The organism is Sphingopyxis sp. PAMC25046, from assembly GCF_004795895.1.
Taxonomy (GTDB): domain Bacteria; phylum Pseudomonadota; class Alphaproteobacteria; order Sphingomonadales; family Sphingomonadaceae; genus Sphingopyxis.
Genome location: NZ_CP039250.1, coordinates 3,930,593 through 3,946,176, shown reverse-complemented (window position 1 = coordinate 3,946,176; position 15,584 = coordinate 3,930,593). Strand labels below are relative to the sequence as shown.

Below are 15,584 nucleotides of genomic sequence, written 5' to 3'. Positions count from 1 at the left end.
GCGCTATAGCTTTGCCGATGGCCCGTTTCCTCCACCTGTTTGCGCTGCTCTTCGCCTTGTTGCTGACGCCCGCCGCGATCGCACAGGAGCGCGGACCGGTGGTGCTTGCGGCGGCAAGCCTGCAGGAATCGCTCACCGAAGCGGCGAACGCCTGGGCGGCGAAGGATCACGCCAAACCCGTCCTCTCCTTCGCAGCCTCGTCGGCACTTGCGCGACAGGTGATCGCGGGCGCGCCCGCCGACCTCTTCCTGTCGGCCGACGAACCGTGGATGGACGCGGTGGCGAAAGCGGGCATGCTGCGTGCGGGAACGCGCGCGACCTTGCTCGGCAACCGCCTCGTGCTGATCGCGCCCGCGGCGAGCCGGACAAAGCTGACGATCGCGCGCGGCTTCCCGCTCGCAAGAGCCCTTGGCACCGGCCGCCTCGCGCTCGCCGATCCGGATGCGGTGCCGGCGGGCAAATATGCGAAGGCCGCGCTGAGCCGTCTTGGCGTCTGGACCGGCGTTGCGGCCAAGGTCGCGCCCGCCGAAAATGTCCGCGCCGCGCTGGCGCTCGTCGAGCGCGGCGCCGCGCCGCTTGGCATCGTCTATGCGACCGACGCGCGCGCGTCGAAAGCGGTGCGCGTCGTCGACACCTTCCCCGCGACCAGCCATCCCCCGATCCGCTACCCGTTCGCGTTGCTCAAGGCATCGCGGCACCCGGATGCGGCAGGATTCCGTAACTTCCTCCTCTCGAAACAAGGCCGCGCCATCTTCGCTCGCCATGGTTTCACGGCCCCCTGATGTTATCTCCAGAAGAGTGGGGGATCGTCGCGCTGTCGTTGAAGGTCGGCGGCGTCGCTGTGCTCGCGACGCTTCCCATTGCCTTCGGTCTTGCATGGGTGCTCGCGCGGTACCGTTTTCCGGGACGCGTGATCCTCGACGGGCTCGTCCATTTGCCGCTCGTGCTGCCGCCCGTCGTCACCGGCTGGCTGCTGCTCATCGCCTTTGGCCCGCTCGGCCCTATCGGGCGCTGGCTTGAAAGCTGGTTCGGCGCGACCCTGATGTTCCGCTGGACCGGCGCTGCGCTCGCCGCGGCGATCATGGCGCTACCGCTGATGGTGCGCGCGATGCGGCTGTCGATCGAGGGCATCGACCGGCGGCTCGAGGGCGCGGCGCGGACGCTCGGCGCCGGCCGCTGGCACGCCTTCCGCACGATCAGCCTGCCGCTCGCGCTTCCCGGTATCCTCGCCGCGCTCGTGCTCGGCTTCGCGCGCTCGATCGGCGAGTTCGGCGCGACGATCACCTTCGTCTCGAACATCCCGGGCGAAACGCGCACACTGCCGCTCGCCATCTATTCGGCGCTGCAGGTGCCGGGCGGCGAGGCGATGGTGACGCGCCTCGCGCTGCTCTCGGTTGCGCTGTCGCTCGGCGCGCTCATCCTCTCCGAATGGCTCGTGCGCCGCACCCATGGCGAAAGGCAGCGCCGTGGCGATTGATATCGACGTCTCGCGCCGCCTCGGCGATCGGGTCATCGCCACGCGCTTCACGGCCGGACCGGGGCTGACCGCGCTGTTCGGCCCGTCGGGGGCGGGCAAGACGAGCATCCTCAATATGGTTGCGGGGCTGCTGAAGCCCGATCGCGGGCATATCCGCATCGGCGACCGCACGCTGTTCGACAGCGCGACCGACCTGCCGCCCGAGGCGCGCCGCGTCGGCTATGTCTTTCAGGACGGGCGGCTCTTCCCGCACCGCCGCGTGCGCGCGAATCTGCTCTACGGCCACGACCTCGCGCAACCCGCCAATCGCTGGATGAGCCTCGACGAAGCAACCCGATTCCTCGGCATCGGCCATCTCCTCGGCCGCTGGCCGCAGAGCCTGTCGGGCGGCGAGGCGCAGCGCGTCGCGATCGGCCGCGCGCTGCTCGCGGGTCCCGAAATCCTGCTGATGGACGAACCCTTGTCGTCGCTCGACGCCGCGCGGCGCGGCGATATCATGACGGTGATCGAGCGGATTCGCGACGAACTCAAACTGCCGATCCTCTATGTCAGCCACGACCGCGCCGAGGTCGATCGCCTCGCGACGCAGGTCGTGGAGATCGGAGAATAAAGTTTCACTTGAAACCATATTGATGATAGAAGCTGTCCTATGGAAAGCCAGTTTACCCACGTCCACGACACGCCGCCGCCGGGCGCCGCGGCCGACTGGACGATTCCGCAAGATTGGGACGCCTTCACCGCCGACGAACATGCGATGTGGGATCGCCTCTTCGCGCGCCAGTCGGAGATGCTGCCCGGCCGCGCGTCCGAAGCCTTTCTGCGCGGCATCGACGTGCTACGCCTCGAAAAGCCGGGCATTCCCGATTATCGCGAACTCAATGCGCGCCTGACGGCGGCGACGGGGTGGCAGGTCGTCGCGGTGCCCGGCCTCGTCCCCGACGATGTGTTTTTTGACCATCTCGCGAACCGGCGCTTTCCCGCGGGCAATTTCATCCGCACGCCCGAACAGCTCGATTACCTCCAGGAACCCGACGTCTTCCACGACGTCTTCGGCCACGTCCCGATGCTCGCCGACCCGGTCTTCGCCGACTATATGGTCGCCTATGGCGAGGGCGGGCTGCGCAGCCTTAAATTCGATGCGCTGAAGCAACTCGCGCGGCTTTACTGGTATACGGTCGAATTCGGCCTGATCCGCGAGGCGGGCGCCTTGCGCATCTATGGCGCGGGCATCGTCTCGTCCTTCGCCGAAAGCGTCTTCGCGCTCGATTCGGACAGCCCGAACCGCATCGGCTTCGACCTCGCGCGCGTGATGCGCACCGACTACCGGATCGACGATTTCCAGCAGAATTATTTTGTCATCGACAGCCTCGACCAGCTGCTGAGCACGACGGTGAACACCGATTTCGCGCCGCTCTATGCCGCCAACGCCGCGCTGCCGCCGATTCCGATCGCCGACATCTTGCCCGGCGACGCGGTGATCACCCGCGGTACGCAGGAATATGCCCTCGCCAAGAGCGGCTGACGCTCACTCGCTTTCCTTGCGCACCGTCGATATCAGCTGACGCCGCTGCTGAAAGGCTTCGCGGTCGGGCGGCACGGTATAGATACCGCGGAGCAGCGCCGCGTCGTGGCGCGACAGTTCGCGGCGCTCGGTTTCGCCGTCGAACAGCGCGAGGATCGACTCCTTCGGCGGCGGGGGATTGCTCCGGAATTCGGCGAGCGCGACCATGGCGGCGTAGGAGGCGACCGAGTCAAGCGGGGTGCCATCGGCCTGATGGACGTCGATCACGACCGTCGCGGTCTGCAGCGCCCGCACGACCTGCGTGCTGACGATGCTGCTGTTATAGAGCTTTATATAATAATCATTGATCGGCATGCCGTCGCGGCTCTCGTCGCGCGTCGTATACCACCAGCGGATCGCACCCGTCCCGTCGAGCACGCGGTCGCGCGCCACGGGCCCTAGCTCGGCGAACTGTTGGGGCGCCTTGCGGCGCGCCGCACGCGCGAGCGCGCGCCCGTCCGCGCTGAAAGCGACGACGATATTGGGTCGGCATTCGGCTGGGGCGACATCGGCACCCGCCGCAGCGGCGACGGCGCGGACGCGTGCATTGACGATCGCGGCCACATGATCGTCGACCCCTATTGTGTGTGGACAAACAGGGTCTACCCATCGCGCGAGCGGTTTGAGCTGCACGACCCCGGAGCGGCGCACATATTCGGCCGCGCGCTTCTTTGCTTCCTCGCGGGTCAGCGGCGTCCCCGTGACGATGATCGAATCGGGATCGTCGCCGGCAATGGGCGCGGCGGCGAGCAGGGCGAGGGCGGCAAACAGGCTCATGGCCGATTCTCCCGATGACGTGCCAAAAGCTAGCAAGCCACCGGTAAAATTCAACTATTTGGCTACCAGCTCCCGAAACTGGCATCCGACGGGCTGGCGCGGTGCAGCGCGCGTTCCCTGCGCCGCCAGCCGTAACGGCGGCGCTTGACGAGCAGCAGGCACGGCCATTCGGCGCTGCCGCCGCGCGCGGCGAGGCGAAAGCCCTGCGCGCGATAGGCCGCGAGCACCGGCTCCATCTGGCGCGCGATCAGCCCCGCGAGAATCGCATGGCCCCCCGGCGCGGTCGCGGCTGCGATATCGGGGGCAAGCGTGATCAGCGGCCCTGCAAGGATATTGGCGATAACGAGGTCGTAGGGCGCGCGGTGGCGGATCGCGGGATGGTCGGTCCCGGGCGCCACCGCGAGCGCGAGCCGTCCGCCGCCGCGGCCCAAGGGCACGCCGTTGATGCCGGCGTTGTCGCGGGTCACAAAAATGCTCGCGGGGTCGATGTCCGACGCGATGACCTTCGCGCGCGGCCACAGTGCCATCGCCGCGAACGCAAGCAGCCCCGTCCCGGTGCCGACGTCGGCGACGTTGCGCGGGCTCGCGCCTTGCCGAGCCAGCCGGTCGAGCATGGCAAGGCAGCCCGCCGTCGTATCGTGGCCGCCGGTGCCGAACGCCTGGCTCGCGTCGATCAGGAAGGGTGTCGTCCCCGGCGGTATGCGGTCGGCGTAGCTGCTCGTATGGACGAAAAAGCGTCCCGCCCGCACGGGCTCGAGCCCCTGCTGCGACAGGGTCACCCAATCCTCTTCGGGCAATTCTTCGACGACGGGTTTCTGACCTTTCGCGCTCGGCACGAACGACTGCAACAGCTTCAACAGCGCCGCATCCGGCTTGGCGTCCATATAGGCGTCGAGCTGCCACAGCCCCTTGTCTTCGTCGATCTCGCGCGTCACGACGACGGGTGCCTCCGGCATCGCGTCGAGCTCGGGAATTTCGCCCGACAGCGCCTCGGCCTCGTCGCGCGTGCAGGGGAGGGAGACGATCCAGCTCATCTAGCGCACATAGCTCGCGCCGTTCACGTCGAGCACGGCGCCGGTCATCGACGCGGGCGCATCGATCGCGCACCAGCGCGCCATCTCGCCCACCTCGCCCGGCATCGCGACGCGCCCGAGCGGAATGTCGGCGAGCAATTTGTCGCCGCCGCGGCTCGCGATATAGTCGTCGGCCATGCCCGTCATCGTAAAGCCGGGGCAGATCGCAAAGGCAAGGATGCTATCCTTGGCATAGGCGCGCGCGATCGTCTTGGTCATCGCGACCATGCCCGATTTCGACGCTGCATAATGCCAGTGCGCGGGGCTGTCGCCGCGGTAGGCGGCGCGGCTCGCGATATTGACGATGCGGCCGGGAGCGCCGCGTTCGTGCCAATGCAGCACCGCGTGGCGGCACAATTGCGCAGCTGCGGTCAGATTGACCTGCATCGTGCGGTTCCAGTTCGCGAGCCAGTCGGCGTTGGCGTCGCCCAGCGGGTTGCGCTCGAATACGCCGGCATTGTTGACAAGCACATCGATGTGGCCGTCGAGCTTGTCGAGGCTCGTCTGCCACAGCCGGTCGGGGGTCGCGGGATCGGACAGGTCGCCATCGGCGCTCGACAGCGCGACGACTTTGGTCGCGTCGCCGGTCAGTGCCTCCGCGATCGCGGCACCGATGCCGCGGCTCGCGCCGGTGATCAGGATATGCGTGCTCATGCCCTCGCCTTAGGCAGCGGGGCAGGGCTTGCCAAGAAAAGAGGAGCGCGTGTTTACGCCACCCGGCGGCTGAATTCGCTCGCGGCCTGTTCCAGCTGCTGGAGGCGCCCGCCCATCTTGGCGAATTCCTGGCTCAGCACGCTGATCTCGTTCGCGACCATGCCCGAATCGTTGCGGATGCTCGCGATCGTCGACGACATGCTGTCGGCGGCGAGCGCGGTCTCGTCGACGGCGGCGGTGATCGAGGTGACCGTCTGCGCCTGCGCGTCCATCGCGTCGCGGATGCGCTGCGCCGAGGTCTGCACCTCGACGATCGTCTGCTGGATCGACTGGTTCGCGCTCACCGACCCCCGCGTCGCCTGCTGGATCGCGGTGATCTTGCCTGCGATATCGTCGGTCGCGCGCGCGGTTTCGTTGGCAAGGCTCTTCACCTCCTGCGCGACGACGGCAAAGCCGCGGCCCGATTCGCCCGCGCGCGCCGCCTCGATCGTGGCGTTGAGCGCGAGAAGATTGGTCTGCCCCGCGATCTCGCGGATCAGGCCGAGGATCGATTCGATCGATTCGGCGTGGTGCGACAGCGTTTCGGACATGGCGACGGCTTCGCCCGCCTGTTCGGACGCGCGCGTCGCGACACTCGCCGATGCTTCGACTTCGCTGCGCGCATCCTCGATCGCACGGATCAGCCCCGCGGCGGTCGACGCGGCCTCGCGCATCGCCATCGCCGACTGTTCGGATGCGGCGGCGACTTCGCTCGTCTTGGCGATCATGCCCTTCGCCGCCTGGTCGGCCGAGGCCGCCTGTCGTGCGAGCTGTTCGCGCACGCCGTCGGTATCCTGCACCAGCGAGGCGATCGAACGGTCGAAATCGCCCGCGAGCGTCTGCCGCTCGCTCGAAAACACCGCGCGGTCGAGCTTCGCCGCATAACGCTGCATGATGTCGAATTCGAGCAGCGCGAGACGGTTGATCGCGCTCGTCAGCCGCGCGAGCCGCTCGGCATCGCCGACGCACGCCTCGACGACATATTCGATCGTCAGGCGATGGCTCTCGGCGATGCACGACATGACCGAGGCGAGCGGCAGCTTCACGCGCCGCGCCATATGCGTGTTTTGGCACGCGATCGTCGCGACCTCCTGCCCCGCGGCGTCGGCATATTTGGTGAAGGTATGGCGTGCGCTGCCGCGGACATAGCTGTCGTAAAGCTCGCCTTCGACCTTGCGGTCGACGCTCGGCAGCTTGTTGAACGCGTCCCAATAGGCGCGCGCGACCGCATCCTCGCGGCCGGCGATGATCGTGTGGATTTCGGCCCCGCACGCGGCGAGCTGGCCGTCGAGATCGTAAAAGGGAAAACGTTCCGACATCAAAATCGGATCGATCTGCTGCTTATGAATCGGATTTTCCTTCACCATGATCTTGGCTTCCTGATCGATCCCAAACGCGCTAGTCTGCCGCTCGCCACGCATCCCGCGGAACTGGTGAACGGGATATGCGATAGAAGTGGTAAAGGCGGTGTTAACCGGCCGCAGGGACCGGATAGCCCTCGAACGCCTTGATCGTGCGCAGCGCAAAGGCACTATGCATCGCCGCAACGCCGGGCAGGCGCGACAGGCAGTGGCGGTGCAATCGGTCGAAATCGGCGACATTGCGCGCCGCGACGCGCAGCCGGTAATCCGACGCACCCGAAAGCAGCTGGCATTCCAATATCTCGTCGAAGCTTTTGACCGCGCTTTCGAACGCGGTCAGCGCCTCCTCGCTCTGCGACGTCAGGCTGATGTCGACGAAGACGTCGAGGCCCAGCCCGATGCTCTCGGGGTCGAGCCTCGCGGTATAGCCCGTGATGATCCCCGCCGCCTCGAGCGCCCGGATGCGGCGATGGCACGCCGAGGCCGAAAGCCCGACGATATCGCCCAGCTCCGCGGCTGGACGCGGGCCGGTGCGTTGCAGCAAGTCGAGCAGCTTTGCGTCGATTCGGTCGATCATTGTGCGTCCTCGGGCCATTTCACGCATAATCCGTGCGTAATCCTCGCGAATCCGGGCGGCATATGCAAGCACCTCGCGGGGCATTTCTGCTAAAAGCGCCGACAAGTTTTCGGCGGCGCAGGACGACCGTCGGCGACATCAATATTCGGAGAGCGACCATGATCATCGGCACCCCCAAGGAAATCAAGAATCACGAATATCGCGTCGGCCTGACCCCCGAAAGCGCGCGCGAACTCGTCGTTCACGGCCACCGCGTGCTCGTCCAGACCGGCGCGGGCGAAGGCATCGGCGCGCACGACCGCTTCTACGAACAGGCGGGTGCCGAGATCGTCGCGACCGCCGAAGAGATTTTCGCGCAGTGCGACATGGTCGTGAAGGTCAAGGAACCACAGCCGGTCGAACGCGCGATGCTGCGCGACGGCCAGATCCTCTATACCTATCTCCACCTCGCGCCGGATCCCGACCAGACGCGCGACCTGATGAAGTCGGGCGCCGTCTGCATCGCCTATGAAACCGTCACCAGCCCGCACGGTGGGCTGCCGCTTTTGAAACCGATGAGCCAGGTTGCGGGCCGCATGTCGATCCAGGCCGGTGCGACCGCGCTCGAAAAGGCGCATGGCGGCCGCGGCGTACTGCTCGGCGGCGTTCCGGGCGTGGCGCCGGGCAAGATCTGCGTGATCGGCGGCGGCGTGGTCGGCTTCAACGCGGCGCAGATGGCGGCGGGTCTCGGCGCCGACGTCACCATCCTCGACCGCGATCCCGAAGTGCTCGAACGCGTCGGCACCTTTTTCGAGGCGCGGGCAAAGACGCGTTTCTCGAACCGCGCCAACCTCGCCGAATGCGTCGCCGAGGCCGACCTCGTCATCGGCGCGGTGCTGATCCCCGGCGCCGAGGCGCCCAAGCTGGTGACGCGCGAGATGCTCGGCACGATGCGCCCCGGCTCGGTGCTCGTCGACGTCGCGATCGACCAGGGGGGCTGTTTCGAGACCAGCCACGCGACCACCCATGCCGACCCGACCTATGTGGTTGACGGCATCGTCCATTATGCGGTCGCGAACATGCCGGGCGCGGTCGCGCGCACCAGCACCTATGCGCTCAACAACGTCACTCTGCCGCATGCACTCCGCATCGCCGACCTCGGCTGGAAAGAGGCTTTGAAACGCGACGTGCATCTTGCGCAGGGTTTGAACGTTTGGAACGGTAAGGTGACGTTCGAGGCCGTAGCCGAAGCGATCGGAACCGATTATGTGCCTGTCGAACAGGCACTCGCCTGACAACAAGGAACGACAGAGACGATGACCGACCAAGTGCCGCCTCCCCCGCCCGAAGAGGAAGAAGAAAATGAAGTGCTGCGCGCCTCGCGCGAGTTGCAGCAGCAAAAGGAAGCGGCCGACGCCGCCGAGGCGGCCGACCGGGAAGCCGCAAAGGGCAAGCGTGGCTGGAAAACCGCCGCCGCAGCGGGCATCGGCATCGGCTCGGCCGCGGTGATCGCCGCGCTGCTCTATGCGAACCGCGACAAGATCAGGTAATTCGGACTGAACGCCGGTTGGAGAGGGCGGCCGTGCGCCGCCTGAGGCCCCGTCGGCGGTTTCCGGGGTGGGCAATGGCAACTACCGGTCGTTCGGTCCTTCGTCATCCCGGACTTGATCCGGGATCCACTGCGGCGCGGACGTCATGGACCTCGGATCAAGTCCGGGGTGATGACGATGCAGGACAGGTCCGCAACCGGCCGTAACCCGCCGTCACGACCGTCAAACCAGCGCCTTGTACAGCCCGAACGCGCTCGTCGCGGTCAGCACGACGCCGACCAGCATCAGCATGACCTTCGGCGAGAAGCGTTTCGCCATCATCGCGCCGATCGGTGCGGCGACGACGCCGCCGATGATCAGGCCGAGCGTCGGGCCGAGAATATCGTCGATACCGAGGTGCCAGATAAAGGCGAGCGAGACCGCGACCGCGAGGAAGAATTCGACGCTGTTCACCGTGCCGACGACCTTGCGCGGTTCGCCGCCCTGGACGAGCAGGTTCGAGGTCACGACCGGGCCCCAGCCGCCGCCGCCCGCGGCGTCGAGAAAGCCGCCGACCACCGCGAGCGGGCCGACGACCTTGGGCTTCGAAAATTTGGGCGGATAGAGCACGCCGCGGATCAGCAACCAGATCCCGATCAGAACGAGATAGCCGAGCACGAAGGGCTTCACGACCTCGGCGTGCAGCGACGACAGCACATAGGCGCCGAGCACCCCGCCGATCACCCCGGGGACGAGCAGGCGAAAGAAGAGCGGCCAGTCGATGTTGCGGTGGAACACATGGCTCAGCCCCGACACGCCGGTGGTGAAAATCTCGACGACATGGATGCGCGCCGACGCGGTGGCGGGCGGGACGCCGAGCACGGCAACGAGCAGCGTGTTACAGATCACCCCGAATGCCATGCCGAGCGCGCCGTCGACGAGCTGCGCCGCAAAACCGATCAGGATGAACGGCAGGAGTGCGGTAAAGTCGATGGCCGCAAGATCGATCATGATTCATCCCAACTCATTTAGTTGACAACTTGCTGCCGCGATTTGGGGCAATGCGCCAGCCCAATTTTTCTGCTGGCGGCAAAGGGATTTGTTTCCGCGCCGGGCCGATTATCGAGGGGACAGCCTTCAGGACGGGTTGAGATTCAGCTCCCGGTGAGTCGAAAATGGTGGTTTTCCGTGACCCGGAGCGCAGCGTGCTTTTTGCACGTGAGCACCGGAAGCGCGGAAGGCCGCCATTTGCAGGCCGCCGGGGGCTGAATGTCGGCCGGTCCTAGGCGGAGATCTCGTCGGGCAGATACTCACGCACATAATCGATGAAGGCGCGCAGCTTGGGCATCACCTGTTTGCGGCCGGGATAATAGAGGAAGAGGCCCGAGGTCGCCGACGCATAGTCGGTGAGCACCAGTTCGAGCTCGCCGTTTTCCACCATTGCCTTCGCCATCGGTTCGGCCATCATGCCCATCGCGACGCCGGCGCGGATCGCGACCAGCGCGGCGATCCAGTCGTTGACGATCACCGGCCCGGTGACGCTGACGTCATATTCGCGGTTTCCCTTCTCGAACGTCCACGGCATCAGCGCCCCGGTCGCGAGGCGAAAGCGGACGCAGCGATGGTCGCGCAGCTCCTCGGGGGTTTCGGGGCGGCCGTGCTTCGCCAGATAGGCGGGCGCCGCCGCGACGACGAAACGGAAGGGGCCGGTCAGGCGGACGGCGATCACGTCGGCGTCGAGCGATTCGCCCATCCGCACCCCGGCGTCGAAACCCCCGGCGCTAAGGTCGGCCAGCGCATCGTCGGCGTAGATCTCGAGTTCGATATCGGGATAGGTTTCGCAAAAACCCGCGATGATCGGCTCGAACAAAGGCTGCACCGCGCCGCGCATCAAATTGATCCGCAGCCGCCCCGCGGGCCGGTTGCCGAGGTTGCGCGCCGCTTCATAGGCGTCGGCCAGCCCGGTATAGGCGGGCGCCGCGCGTTCGAGGAACATCTCGCCCGCTTGCGTCAGGCCGACGCTGCGCGTCGTGCGCATGAACAGGGGCGCGCCGACGCGCGCTTCGAGCGCCTTGACCGTCTGGCTGATCGCGGAGGGGGAGACGCCGAGGTCGGCGGCGGCGGCGGAAAAGCTGCGCCTTTCCGCGACACGCAGGAAGGCTTCGATCCCGTCGAGCGCCCCTTGGGGGATTGTTAAATCCTGCTTCAAAGCACTTGCAGATTATAGAGGATTATCTAAGTGCGCAACCGCGCCTATAAAGGTTGCACAACGAAACGAAAGGAACCTCTCCCATGGCCTATCAGCTCTCCTCTTTCCGCCGCTTTCCCACCGCCTTTGCCGTCGTCGCCGCCTCGGCGCTCGCTTTTACCGGCCTGATGGCATCGGCGACTCCCGCTTATGCCCAGTCGGGCGGCGATTATCGCTGCGCCGGTCTCGCCGAACAGGCGCATGTCGCCGCGAGCGGCATCGAGGGCAGCAAGCAGTCGAGCGCCAAGCGCTTCGTTTCGACCGGCAAGAAGCTGTGCGAAGCGGGTAACGAACGCGCCGCCGCCAAGCAGTTCCGCGCCGCGCTCAAGATCGCCGGCGTCGCCGAAGTCGAAACCGACAGCCAGATGGCTTCGCGCTAAGACACCAAGACACCAATCTCCGGAACCGTCCTCTCCCTCTCCCCGACGGATCCACAAAACTGGGGCGGCACTCGACACGAGGCCGCCCCATTTGTTTATGCGCGGTGCGCGGGTTAGGATCCGCCGTCATGCCCGGCAAGAAACCCCGCCGCGAAACATCCCGCGCCGCGAAGCCTCCGGTGCCGCTTTGCCGCTACGAAGAACTCGCGATGCGCGAGAATCGGCTGCGGCAGGCCAGGGCCGCGAAACCCGAATCCAGGGACTAGATCCGCCGGTAGCGGAAATACCAGACCTCGTGCCCCTGCGCGCGCGCCTTGGCTTCGTAGCGCGTTTCGGGCCAGCCGCCCGGGCGCTGCTGGAAATCGCGCGCGTCCTTCGCCAGCCATTCATACTGGTGGCGGTGGCGGCGCATCACCATCAGCGCGTGCTGCAGATAGATGGGATGGTCGGTGCCGAAGCGGAACTCGCCGCCGGGCTTCAGTTTCGCCGCGATCAGGTCGAGCGGGCCGTCGTTCATCATCCGCCGCTTGGCGTGGCGCGCCTTGGGCCAGGGGTCGGGGTGGAGCAGATAGGCGAAAGACAGCGCGCCGTCGGGAATCCGCCGCAGCACCTCCAGCGCGTCGCCATGGTGGATGCGGACGTTGCCGAGCGGCAGGCTGGCGCCATGATCGCCCGCGACATGGACCAACGCCTGCGCCACGCCGTTGATGAACGGCTCGGCGCCGATGAAGCCATGGTCGGGCAGCATGTCGGCGCGCCCCGCCATATGCTCGCCGCCGCCAAAACCGATTTCAAAATGCAACGGACATGCCTGCCCGAACAGACGCTCCGCGGAAACTTCGCCAACTTCGGGAACCGCGATCTGCGGCAACAGCGTATCGACCAGATCCTGCTGCCCCGCGCGCAGCGGCTTGCCCTTCGAACGGCCGTAAAGGCGGTTGAGGGTGGTCGGATCGCCGGGTTTATGCGCAGTCATGCCGCGCCCGTTAGCGCGGCGAAGCGGGGGCGGCAAGCGCCCCCGGCCCACATCAGGCCGCGAGCGCCGCCTTGAGCTTGTCGACGAGGTCTGTGCGCTCCCACGGGAAGGCATCGCCCACGGCGGTGCGGCCGAAGTGGCCGTAGGCCGCGGTCTGCCGATAGATCGGCTTGTTGAGTCCGAGGTGGGTGCGGATGCCCTTGGGCGTCAGGCGCACGAGCCCGGGAATTGCGGCTTCGATGCGGCCTTCCTCGACGGTGCCGGTGCCGTGCAGGTCGACATAGATCGACAGCGGTTCGGCGACGCCGATCGCATAGGAGAGCTGGATCGTGCAGCGGCGTGCGAGGCCCGCGGCGACGATATTCTTCGCCAGATAGCGCGTGATATAGGCCGCCGAGCGGTCGACCTTGGTCGGGTCCTTGCCGCTGAACGCGCCGCCGCCGTGCGGGCTGGCGCCGCCATAGGTGTCGACGATGATCTTGCGCCCGGTCAGCCCCGCGTCGCCATCGGGTCCGCCGATCTCGAAGCGGCCGGTCGGGTTGATATGATAGACGGTGTTCGCGGTGAGCAGTTCGGCGGGGAGCACATCGGCGATCACGCCAAGGACATATTTGCGCAGCTCGCTATATTTCGCCTCGTCGCCTTCGCCATTGTGGAAATAATAGCCCGGTGCATGCTGCGTCGACACGACGATCGCGGTCGCCTCGACCGGGCGCTCGTTGGCGTAGCGCAGCGTGACCTGGCTCTTGGTGTCGGGCTCGAGGAAGGGCGCAGTGCCCGCCTTGCGGTCGGCGGCCATGCGCTCGAGAATCTTGTGGCTGTAATCGAGCGTCGCGGGCATTAAATCGGGGGTCTCATCCGACGCATAGCCGAACATGATCCCTTGGTCGCCCGCCCCTTCGTCCTTGTCGCCGCTTTCGTCGACGCCCTGTGCAATATGCGCCGACTGGCCATGAAGGTTGTTCTCGAAGCGGAAGCTCTGCCAGTGGAAGCCCGACTGCTCGTAGCCGATCTCGCGCACAGTGTTGCGGACCGTCGCCTCGATCTCCTCGAGCGCGCCCGGCGCCCAAGCGTCATTTTCGAACACGCCCTTGCAGCGAATCTCGCCCGCGAGCACGACAAGCTGCGTCGTCGTCAGCGTTTCGCACGCCACGCGCGCCTCGGGATCCTTCGACAGGAACAGGTCGACGATCGAATCCGAAATCTGGTCGGCGACCTTGTCGGGGTGCCCCTCCGACACGCTTTCGGAGGTGAAAAGGAAGCTGTTGCGCATGGGAAAGCCTTCTCGAAATCGAATATAAAGGATGCTTTATGTCCGCGCGCTGTTAGCGTCCCGAGCGCCGGAACGCAATGGCCAGCGCGAGCAACAGCAGCGCGAAACCGACGGGCAGACTATTGCCGAAGCGGGCGAAGAGCGTCGGAGCGCGCGCGGTCGGCACCTTCGTGTCGATGCGACCCGCCTTGTGCATTGGCAGCGATTCGACGATACGCCCGTCGGCATCGATGACCGCGCTGATCCCGGTGGGAGTCGCACGGATCACGGGCAAGCCTTCCTCGATCGCGCGGAGGCGGGCTTGGGCGAGATGCTGGGGAGGGCCCCAGCTGCCGAACCAGGCGTCGTTCGATGGGTTGAAGATGAAATCAGGGCGATGGGCGCGATCGACGACCTGGCCTGAAAAGATGATCTCGTAACAGATCTGCAGGCCCGCGCGGCCGAAGGCGCCGAGGTCGAGCGTGCGCGGCCCGGGGCCGGGCCAGAAATCGATGTCGCCGGGCGCGAGCCGCGACAGGCCGATCGCTGACAGGATCGGCCGCATCGGCAGATATTCGCCGTAGGGCACCAGATGCGCCTTGTCGTAACGGGGGCCCAGCGTGCCGTCGGCATGCACCGTCATCACCGCATTGCGGGCGCCGACGACACCGCCCGCCTTGTCGAGTTCGAGCTTGAGCGCGCCGAGCAGCATGATGTCGTTCGGGTTCATCAACCTGACGATCCGCGCGCGCGCTTCGGCGGGCGAGCGGTCGTAGTAGATCGACGGATAGCCGCGTTCGAGATAATCGGGAACGGCGGCTTCGGGCCACAGGATCAGCCGCGGTATGTCGTCCTTCGGCGTCGTCAGCCGCGCGAGCTTGGCGAAATTGGCGTCGGCCTTGCTGCCTTCCCACTTGTCCTCCTGCCCGACATTGGGCTGGACGACGGTGATGGGTATCCGGACGACGCCCTTGGATCGGACGGCGGCGTCGGCGCTGCCGCCCAGTTGCGAAACGAAAGCTGCGCCCCAGAAAAGCAGCACGCTGCCGAATAGCGCGGTGGCGGCGACGCGGCGGCGAAACCACGCCAGTATCAGCACCCCCACGAGCAGGAAAACGATCCCGCTCATGCCATAGGTCCCGATCCAGCGCGCGGGCATGGCCGCGTGCGGGACGGTGATCACCCCCATCGGATTCCATGCGAAGCCGGTAAAAATCCAGCTGCGGAGCCACTCGGTGAGAATCCAGAACCCGCCGAAGGCCAGCAGATAGGACGGCGCCGCGAAATGCGTATCGCCCTTCGGTTTCGCCAGCCAGGCACCCCATGCCGTCAGCGCGGGATAAACCGCCAGATAAAGCGACAGCAGCACGACCGCGATCCAGCCCAGCCACGCCGGCATCGCCGCCTGATAGGTGAACGCGGTCGCGATCCAGTTCAGACCGACGACGAAATGACCGACGCCGAACGCCCACCCGATCCCCAGCGTGCGCCAGCCGCCCGCGCTTCGTGCGACCAGCGCCATCCAGCCCGCGAGCGCCAGCAGCGTCAGTGGCCAGAGGTGGAGCGGCGCAAACCCCGTCGCCGAAACGGCGCCCAGCAACAGGGCGAGAAGCTTTGGCCGATGGTCGGCGAAAGCGGCGATGCGGAGGGAATGCGCTGTCACGCGCGTTGCTTTAGCCGCGCGGCGGAGCTCCGACAATG

The 15,584-nt window shown here is 66.5% G+C and carries 17 protein-coding genes; 7 read left to right on the top strand and 10 right to left on the bottom strand.

Annotated elements, in window-relative coordinates; translation table 11 throughout:
- Positions 1-17: 17 nt before the first annotated feature.
- The 4 genes from modA to phhA are packed head-to-tail and all read left to right on the top strand — an operon-like array spanning position 18 to position 2,999.
- Entirely contained in the window at positions 18-782 is a 765-nt protein-coding gene (gene modA, locus E5675_RS18505) for a molybdate ABC transporter substrate-binding protein (protein ID WP_136175800.1), read from the top strand.
- On the top strand, positions 782-1,477 hold the full coding sequence (gene modB, locus E5675_RS18500) for a molybdate ABC transporter permease subunit (RefSeq protein WP_136175799.1): 696 nt from the start codon (positions 782-784) through the stop codon (positions 1,475-1,477). Before modA ends, modB begins: the two co-directional genes overlap by 1 nt.
- On the top strand, positions 1,467-2,087 hold the full coding sequence (locus E5675_RS18495; protein WP_136175798.1) for an ATP-binding cassette domain-containing protein: 621 nt from the start codon (positions 1,467-1,469) through the stop codon (positions 2,085-2,087). The genes modB and E5675_RS18495 overlap by 11 nt, the downstream gene beginning before the upstream one ends.
- Before the next feature lie 39 nt (positions 2,088-2,126).
- On the top strand, positions 2,127-2,999 hold the full coding sequence (gene phhA, locus E5675_RS18490) for a phenylalanine 4-monooxygenase (protein WP_136175797.1): 873 nt from the start codon (positions 2,127-2,129) through the stop codon (positions 2,997-2,999).
- 3 nt (positions 3,000-3,002) lie between these two features.
- On the opposite strand, the gene E5675_RS18485 is transcribed toward phhA, so the two are convergent.
- The 5 genes from E5675_RS18485 to E5675_RS18465 all read right to left on the bottom strand — a co-directional run bounded on the left by E5675_RS18485 (position 3,003) and on the right by E5675_RS18465 (position 7,519).
- Positions 3,003-3,815 carry a hypothetical protein gene (locus tag E5675_RS18485; RefSeq protein WP_136175796.1) on the bottom strand — a complete coding sequence of 271 codons (813 nt, stop codon included), beginning with the start codon at positions 3,813-3,815 and terminating at the stop codon, positions 3,003-3,005.
- Between the two features lie 62 nt (positions 3,816-3,877).
- Positions 3,878-4,849, bottom strand: coding sequence for a 50S ribosomal protein L11 methyltransferase (locus E5675_RS18480; RefSeq protein WP_136175795.1), 972 nt, complete (start codon positions 4,847-4,849; stop codon positions 3,878-3,880).
- Complete coding sequence (locus tag E5675_RS18475; RefSeq protein WP_136175794.1) at positions 4,850-5,542, bottom strand: SDR family oxidoreductase; 693 nt, start codon at positions 5,540-5,542, stop codon at positions 4,850-4,852.
- Between the two features lie 53 nt (positions 5,543-5,595).
- Entirely contained in the window at positions 5,596-6,948 is a 1,353-nt protein-coding gene (locus E5675_RS18470) for a methyl-accepting chemotaxis protein (RefSeq protein WP_136175793.1), read from the bottom strand.
- A 103-nt stretch (positions 6,949-7,051) separates the two neighbouring features.
- A complete protein-coding gene (locus E5675_RS18465) occupies positions 7,052-7,519 on the bottom strand; it encodes an Lrp/AsnC family transcriptional regulator (RefSeq protein WP_136175792.1) in 468 nt (155 codons plus the stop codon).
- Between the two features lie 158 nt (positions 7,520-7,677).
- On the opposite strand from E5675_RS18465, the gene ald reads away from it, so the two are divergent.
- Together ald and E5675_RS18455 are read left to right on the top strand one after the other, a co-directional pair.
- The gene (gene ald / locus E5675_RS18460) at positions 7,678-8,793 is read left to right on the top strand and encodes an alanine dehydrogenase (protein WP_136175791.1); all 1,116 of its coding nucleotides are present in this window, start codon (positions 7,678-7,680) and stop codon (positions 8,791-8,793) included.
- Positions 8,794-8,814: 21 nt separating this feature from the next.
- Positions 8,815-9,048: a hypothetical protein gene (locus tag E5675_RS18455; RefSeq protein ID WP_136175790.1), complete on the top strand. Its 234-nt coding sequence runs from the start codon at positions 8,815-8,817 to the stop codon at positions 9,046-9,048.
- 222 nt (positions 9,049-9,270) lie between these two features.
- Here E5675_RS18455 and E5675_RS18450 read toward each other — a convergent pair whose 3' ends face one another.
- Positions 9,271-10,038: a sulfite exporter TauE/SafE family protein gene (locus E5675_RS18450; RefSeq protein WP_136175789.1), complete on the bottom strand. Its 768-nt coding sequence runs from the start codon at positions 10,036-10,038 to the stop codon at positions 9,271-9,273.
- 271 nt (positions 10,039-10,309) lie between these two features.
- On the bottom strand, positions 10,310-11,236 hold the full coding sequence (locus E5675_RS18445; RefSeq protein ID WP_136175788.1) for a LysR family transcriptional regulator: 927 nt from the start codon (positions 11,234-11,236) through the stop codon (positions 10,310-10,312).
- Between the two features lie 83 nt (positions 11,237-11,319).
- On the opposite strand from E5675_RS18445, the gene E5675_RS18440 reads away from it, so the two are divergent.
- On the top strand, positions 11,320-11,655 hold the full coding sequence (locus E5675_RS18440; protein WP_136175787.1) for a hypothetical protein: 336 nt from the start codon (positions 11,320-11,322) through the stop codon (positions 11,653-11,655).
- Positions 11,656-11,917: 262 nt separating this feature from the next.
- Here the strand turns inward: E5675_RS18440 and E5675_RS18435 are convergent, their stop codons facing one another.
- Genes E5675_RS18435 through lnt form a run of 3 tightly spaced genes read right to left on the bottom strand, consistent with a single transcriptional unit; the run spans position 11,918 to position 15,546 of the window.
- The gene (locus tag E5675_RS18435; protein ID WP_136175786.1) at positions 11,918-12,631 is read right to left on the bottom strand and encodes a tRNA (guanine(46)-N(7))-methyltransferase TrmB; all 714 of its coding nucleotides are present in this window, start codon (positions 12,629-12,631) and stop codon (positions 11,918-11,920) included.
- Positions 12,632-12,683: 52 nt separating this feature from the next.
- Entirely contained in the window at positions 12,684-13,904 is a 1,221-nt protein-coding gene (gene metK, locus E5675_RS18430; RefSeq protein WP_136175785.1) for a methionine adenosyltransferase, read from the bottom strand.
- A 52-nt stretch (positions 13,905-13,956) separates the two neighbouring features.
- Positions 13,957-15,546, bottom strand: a complete 1,590-nt coding sequence (lnt, locus tag E5675_RS18425; RefSeq protein ID WP_210727562.1) for an apolipoprotein N-acyltransferase — start codon at positions 15,544-15,546, stop codon at positions 13,957-13,959.
- Positions 15,547-15,584: the final 38 nt, after the last annotated feature.

Excerpts from the sequence above, each read along its gene's own strand:
- phhA (WP_136175797.1), top strand. The coding sequence starts at position 2,127 with ATGGAAAGCCAGTTTACCCACGTCCACGACACGCCGCCGCCGGGCGCC.
- E5675_RS18480 (WP_136175795.1), bottom strand. The coding sequence starts at position 4,849 with ATGAGCTGGATCGTCTCCCTCCCCTGCACGCGCGACGAGGCCGAGGCG.
- E5675_RS18435 (WP_136175786.1), bottom strand. The coding sequence starts at position 12,631 with ATGACTGCGCATAAACCCGGCGATCCGACCACCCTCAACCGCCTTTAC.
- E5675_RS18475 (WP_136175794.1), bottom strand. The coding sequence starts at position 5,542 with ATGAGCACGCATATCCTGATCACCGGCGCGAGCCGCGGCATCGGTGCC.
- E5675_RS18465 (WP_136175792.1), bottom strand. The coding sequence starts at position 7,519 with ATGATCGACCGAATCGACGCAAAGCTGCTCGACTTGCTGCAACGCACC.
- E5675_RS18450 (WP_136175789.1), bottom strand. The coding sequence starts at position 10,038 with ATGATCGATCTTGCGGCCATCGACTTTACCGCACTCCTGCCGTTCATC.
- metK (WP_136175785.1), bottom strand. The coding sequence starts at position 13,904 with ATGCGCAACAGCTTCCTTTTCACCTCCGAAAGCGTGTCGGAGGGGCAC.
- ald (WP_136175791.1), top strand. The coding sequence starts at position 7,678 with ATGATCATCGGCACCCCCAAGGAAATCAAGAATCACGAATATCGCGTC.
- E5675_RS18440 (WP_136175787.1), top strand. The coding sequence starts at position 11,320 with ATGGCCTATCAGCTCTCCTCTTTCCGCCGCTTTCCCACCGCCTTTGCC.
- E5675_RS18485 (WP_136175796.1), bottom strand. The coding sequence starts at position 3,815 with ATGAGCCTGTTTGCCGCCCTCGCCCTGCTCGCCGCCGCGCCCATTGCC.
- E5675_RS18455 (WP_136175790.1), top strand. The coding sequence starts at position 8,815 with ATGACCGACCAAGTGCCGCCTCCCCCGCCCGAAGAGGAAGAAGAAAAT.
- E5675_RS18470 (WP_136175793.1), bottom strand. The coding sequence starts at position 6,948 with ATGGTGAAGGAAAATCCGATTCATAAGCAGCAGATCGATCCGATTTTG.
- modB (WP_136175799.1), top strand. The coding sequence starts at position 782 with ATGTTATCTCCAGAAGAGTGGGGGATCGTCGCGCTGTCGTTGAAGGTC.
- modA (WP_136175800.1), top strand. The coding sequence starts at position 18 with ATGGCCCGTTTCCTCCACCTGTTTGCGCTGCTCTTCGCCTTGTTGCTG.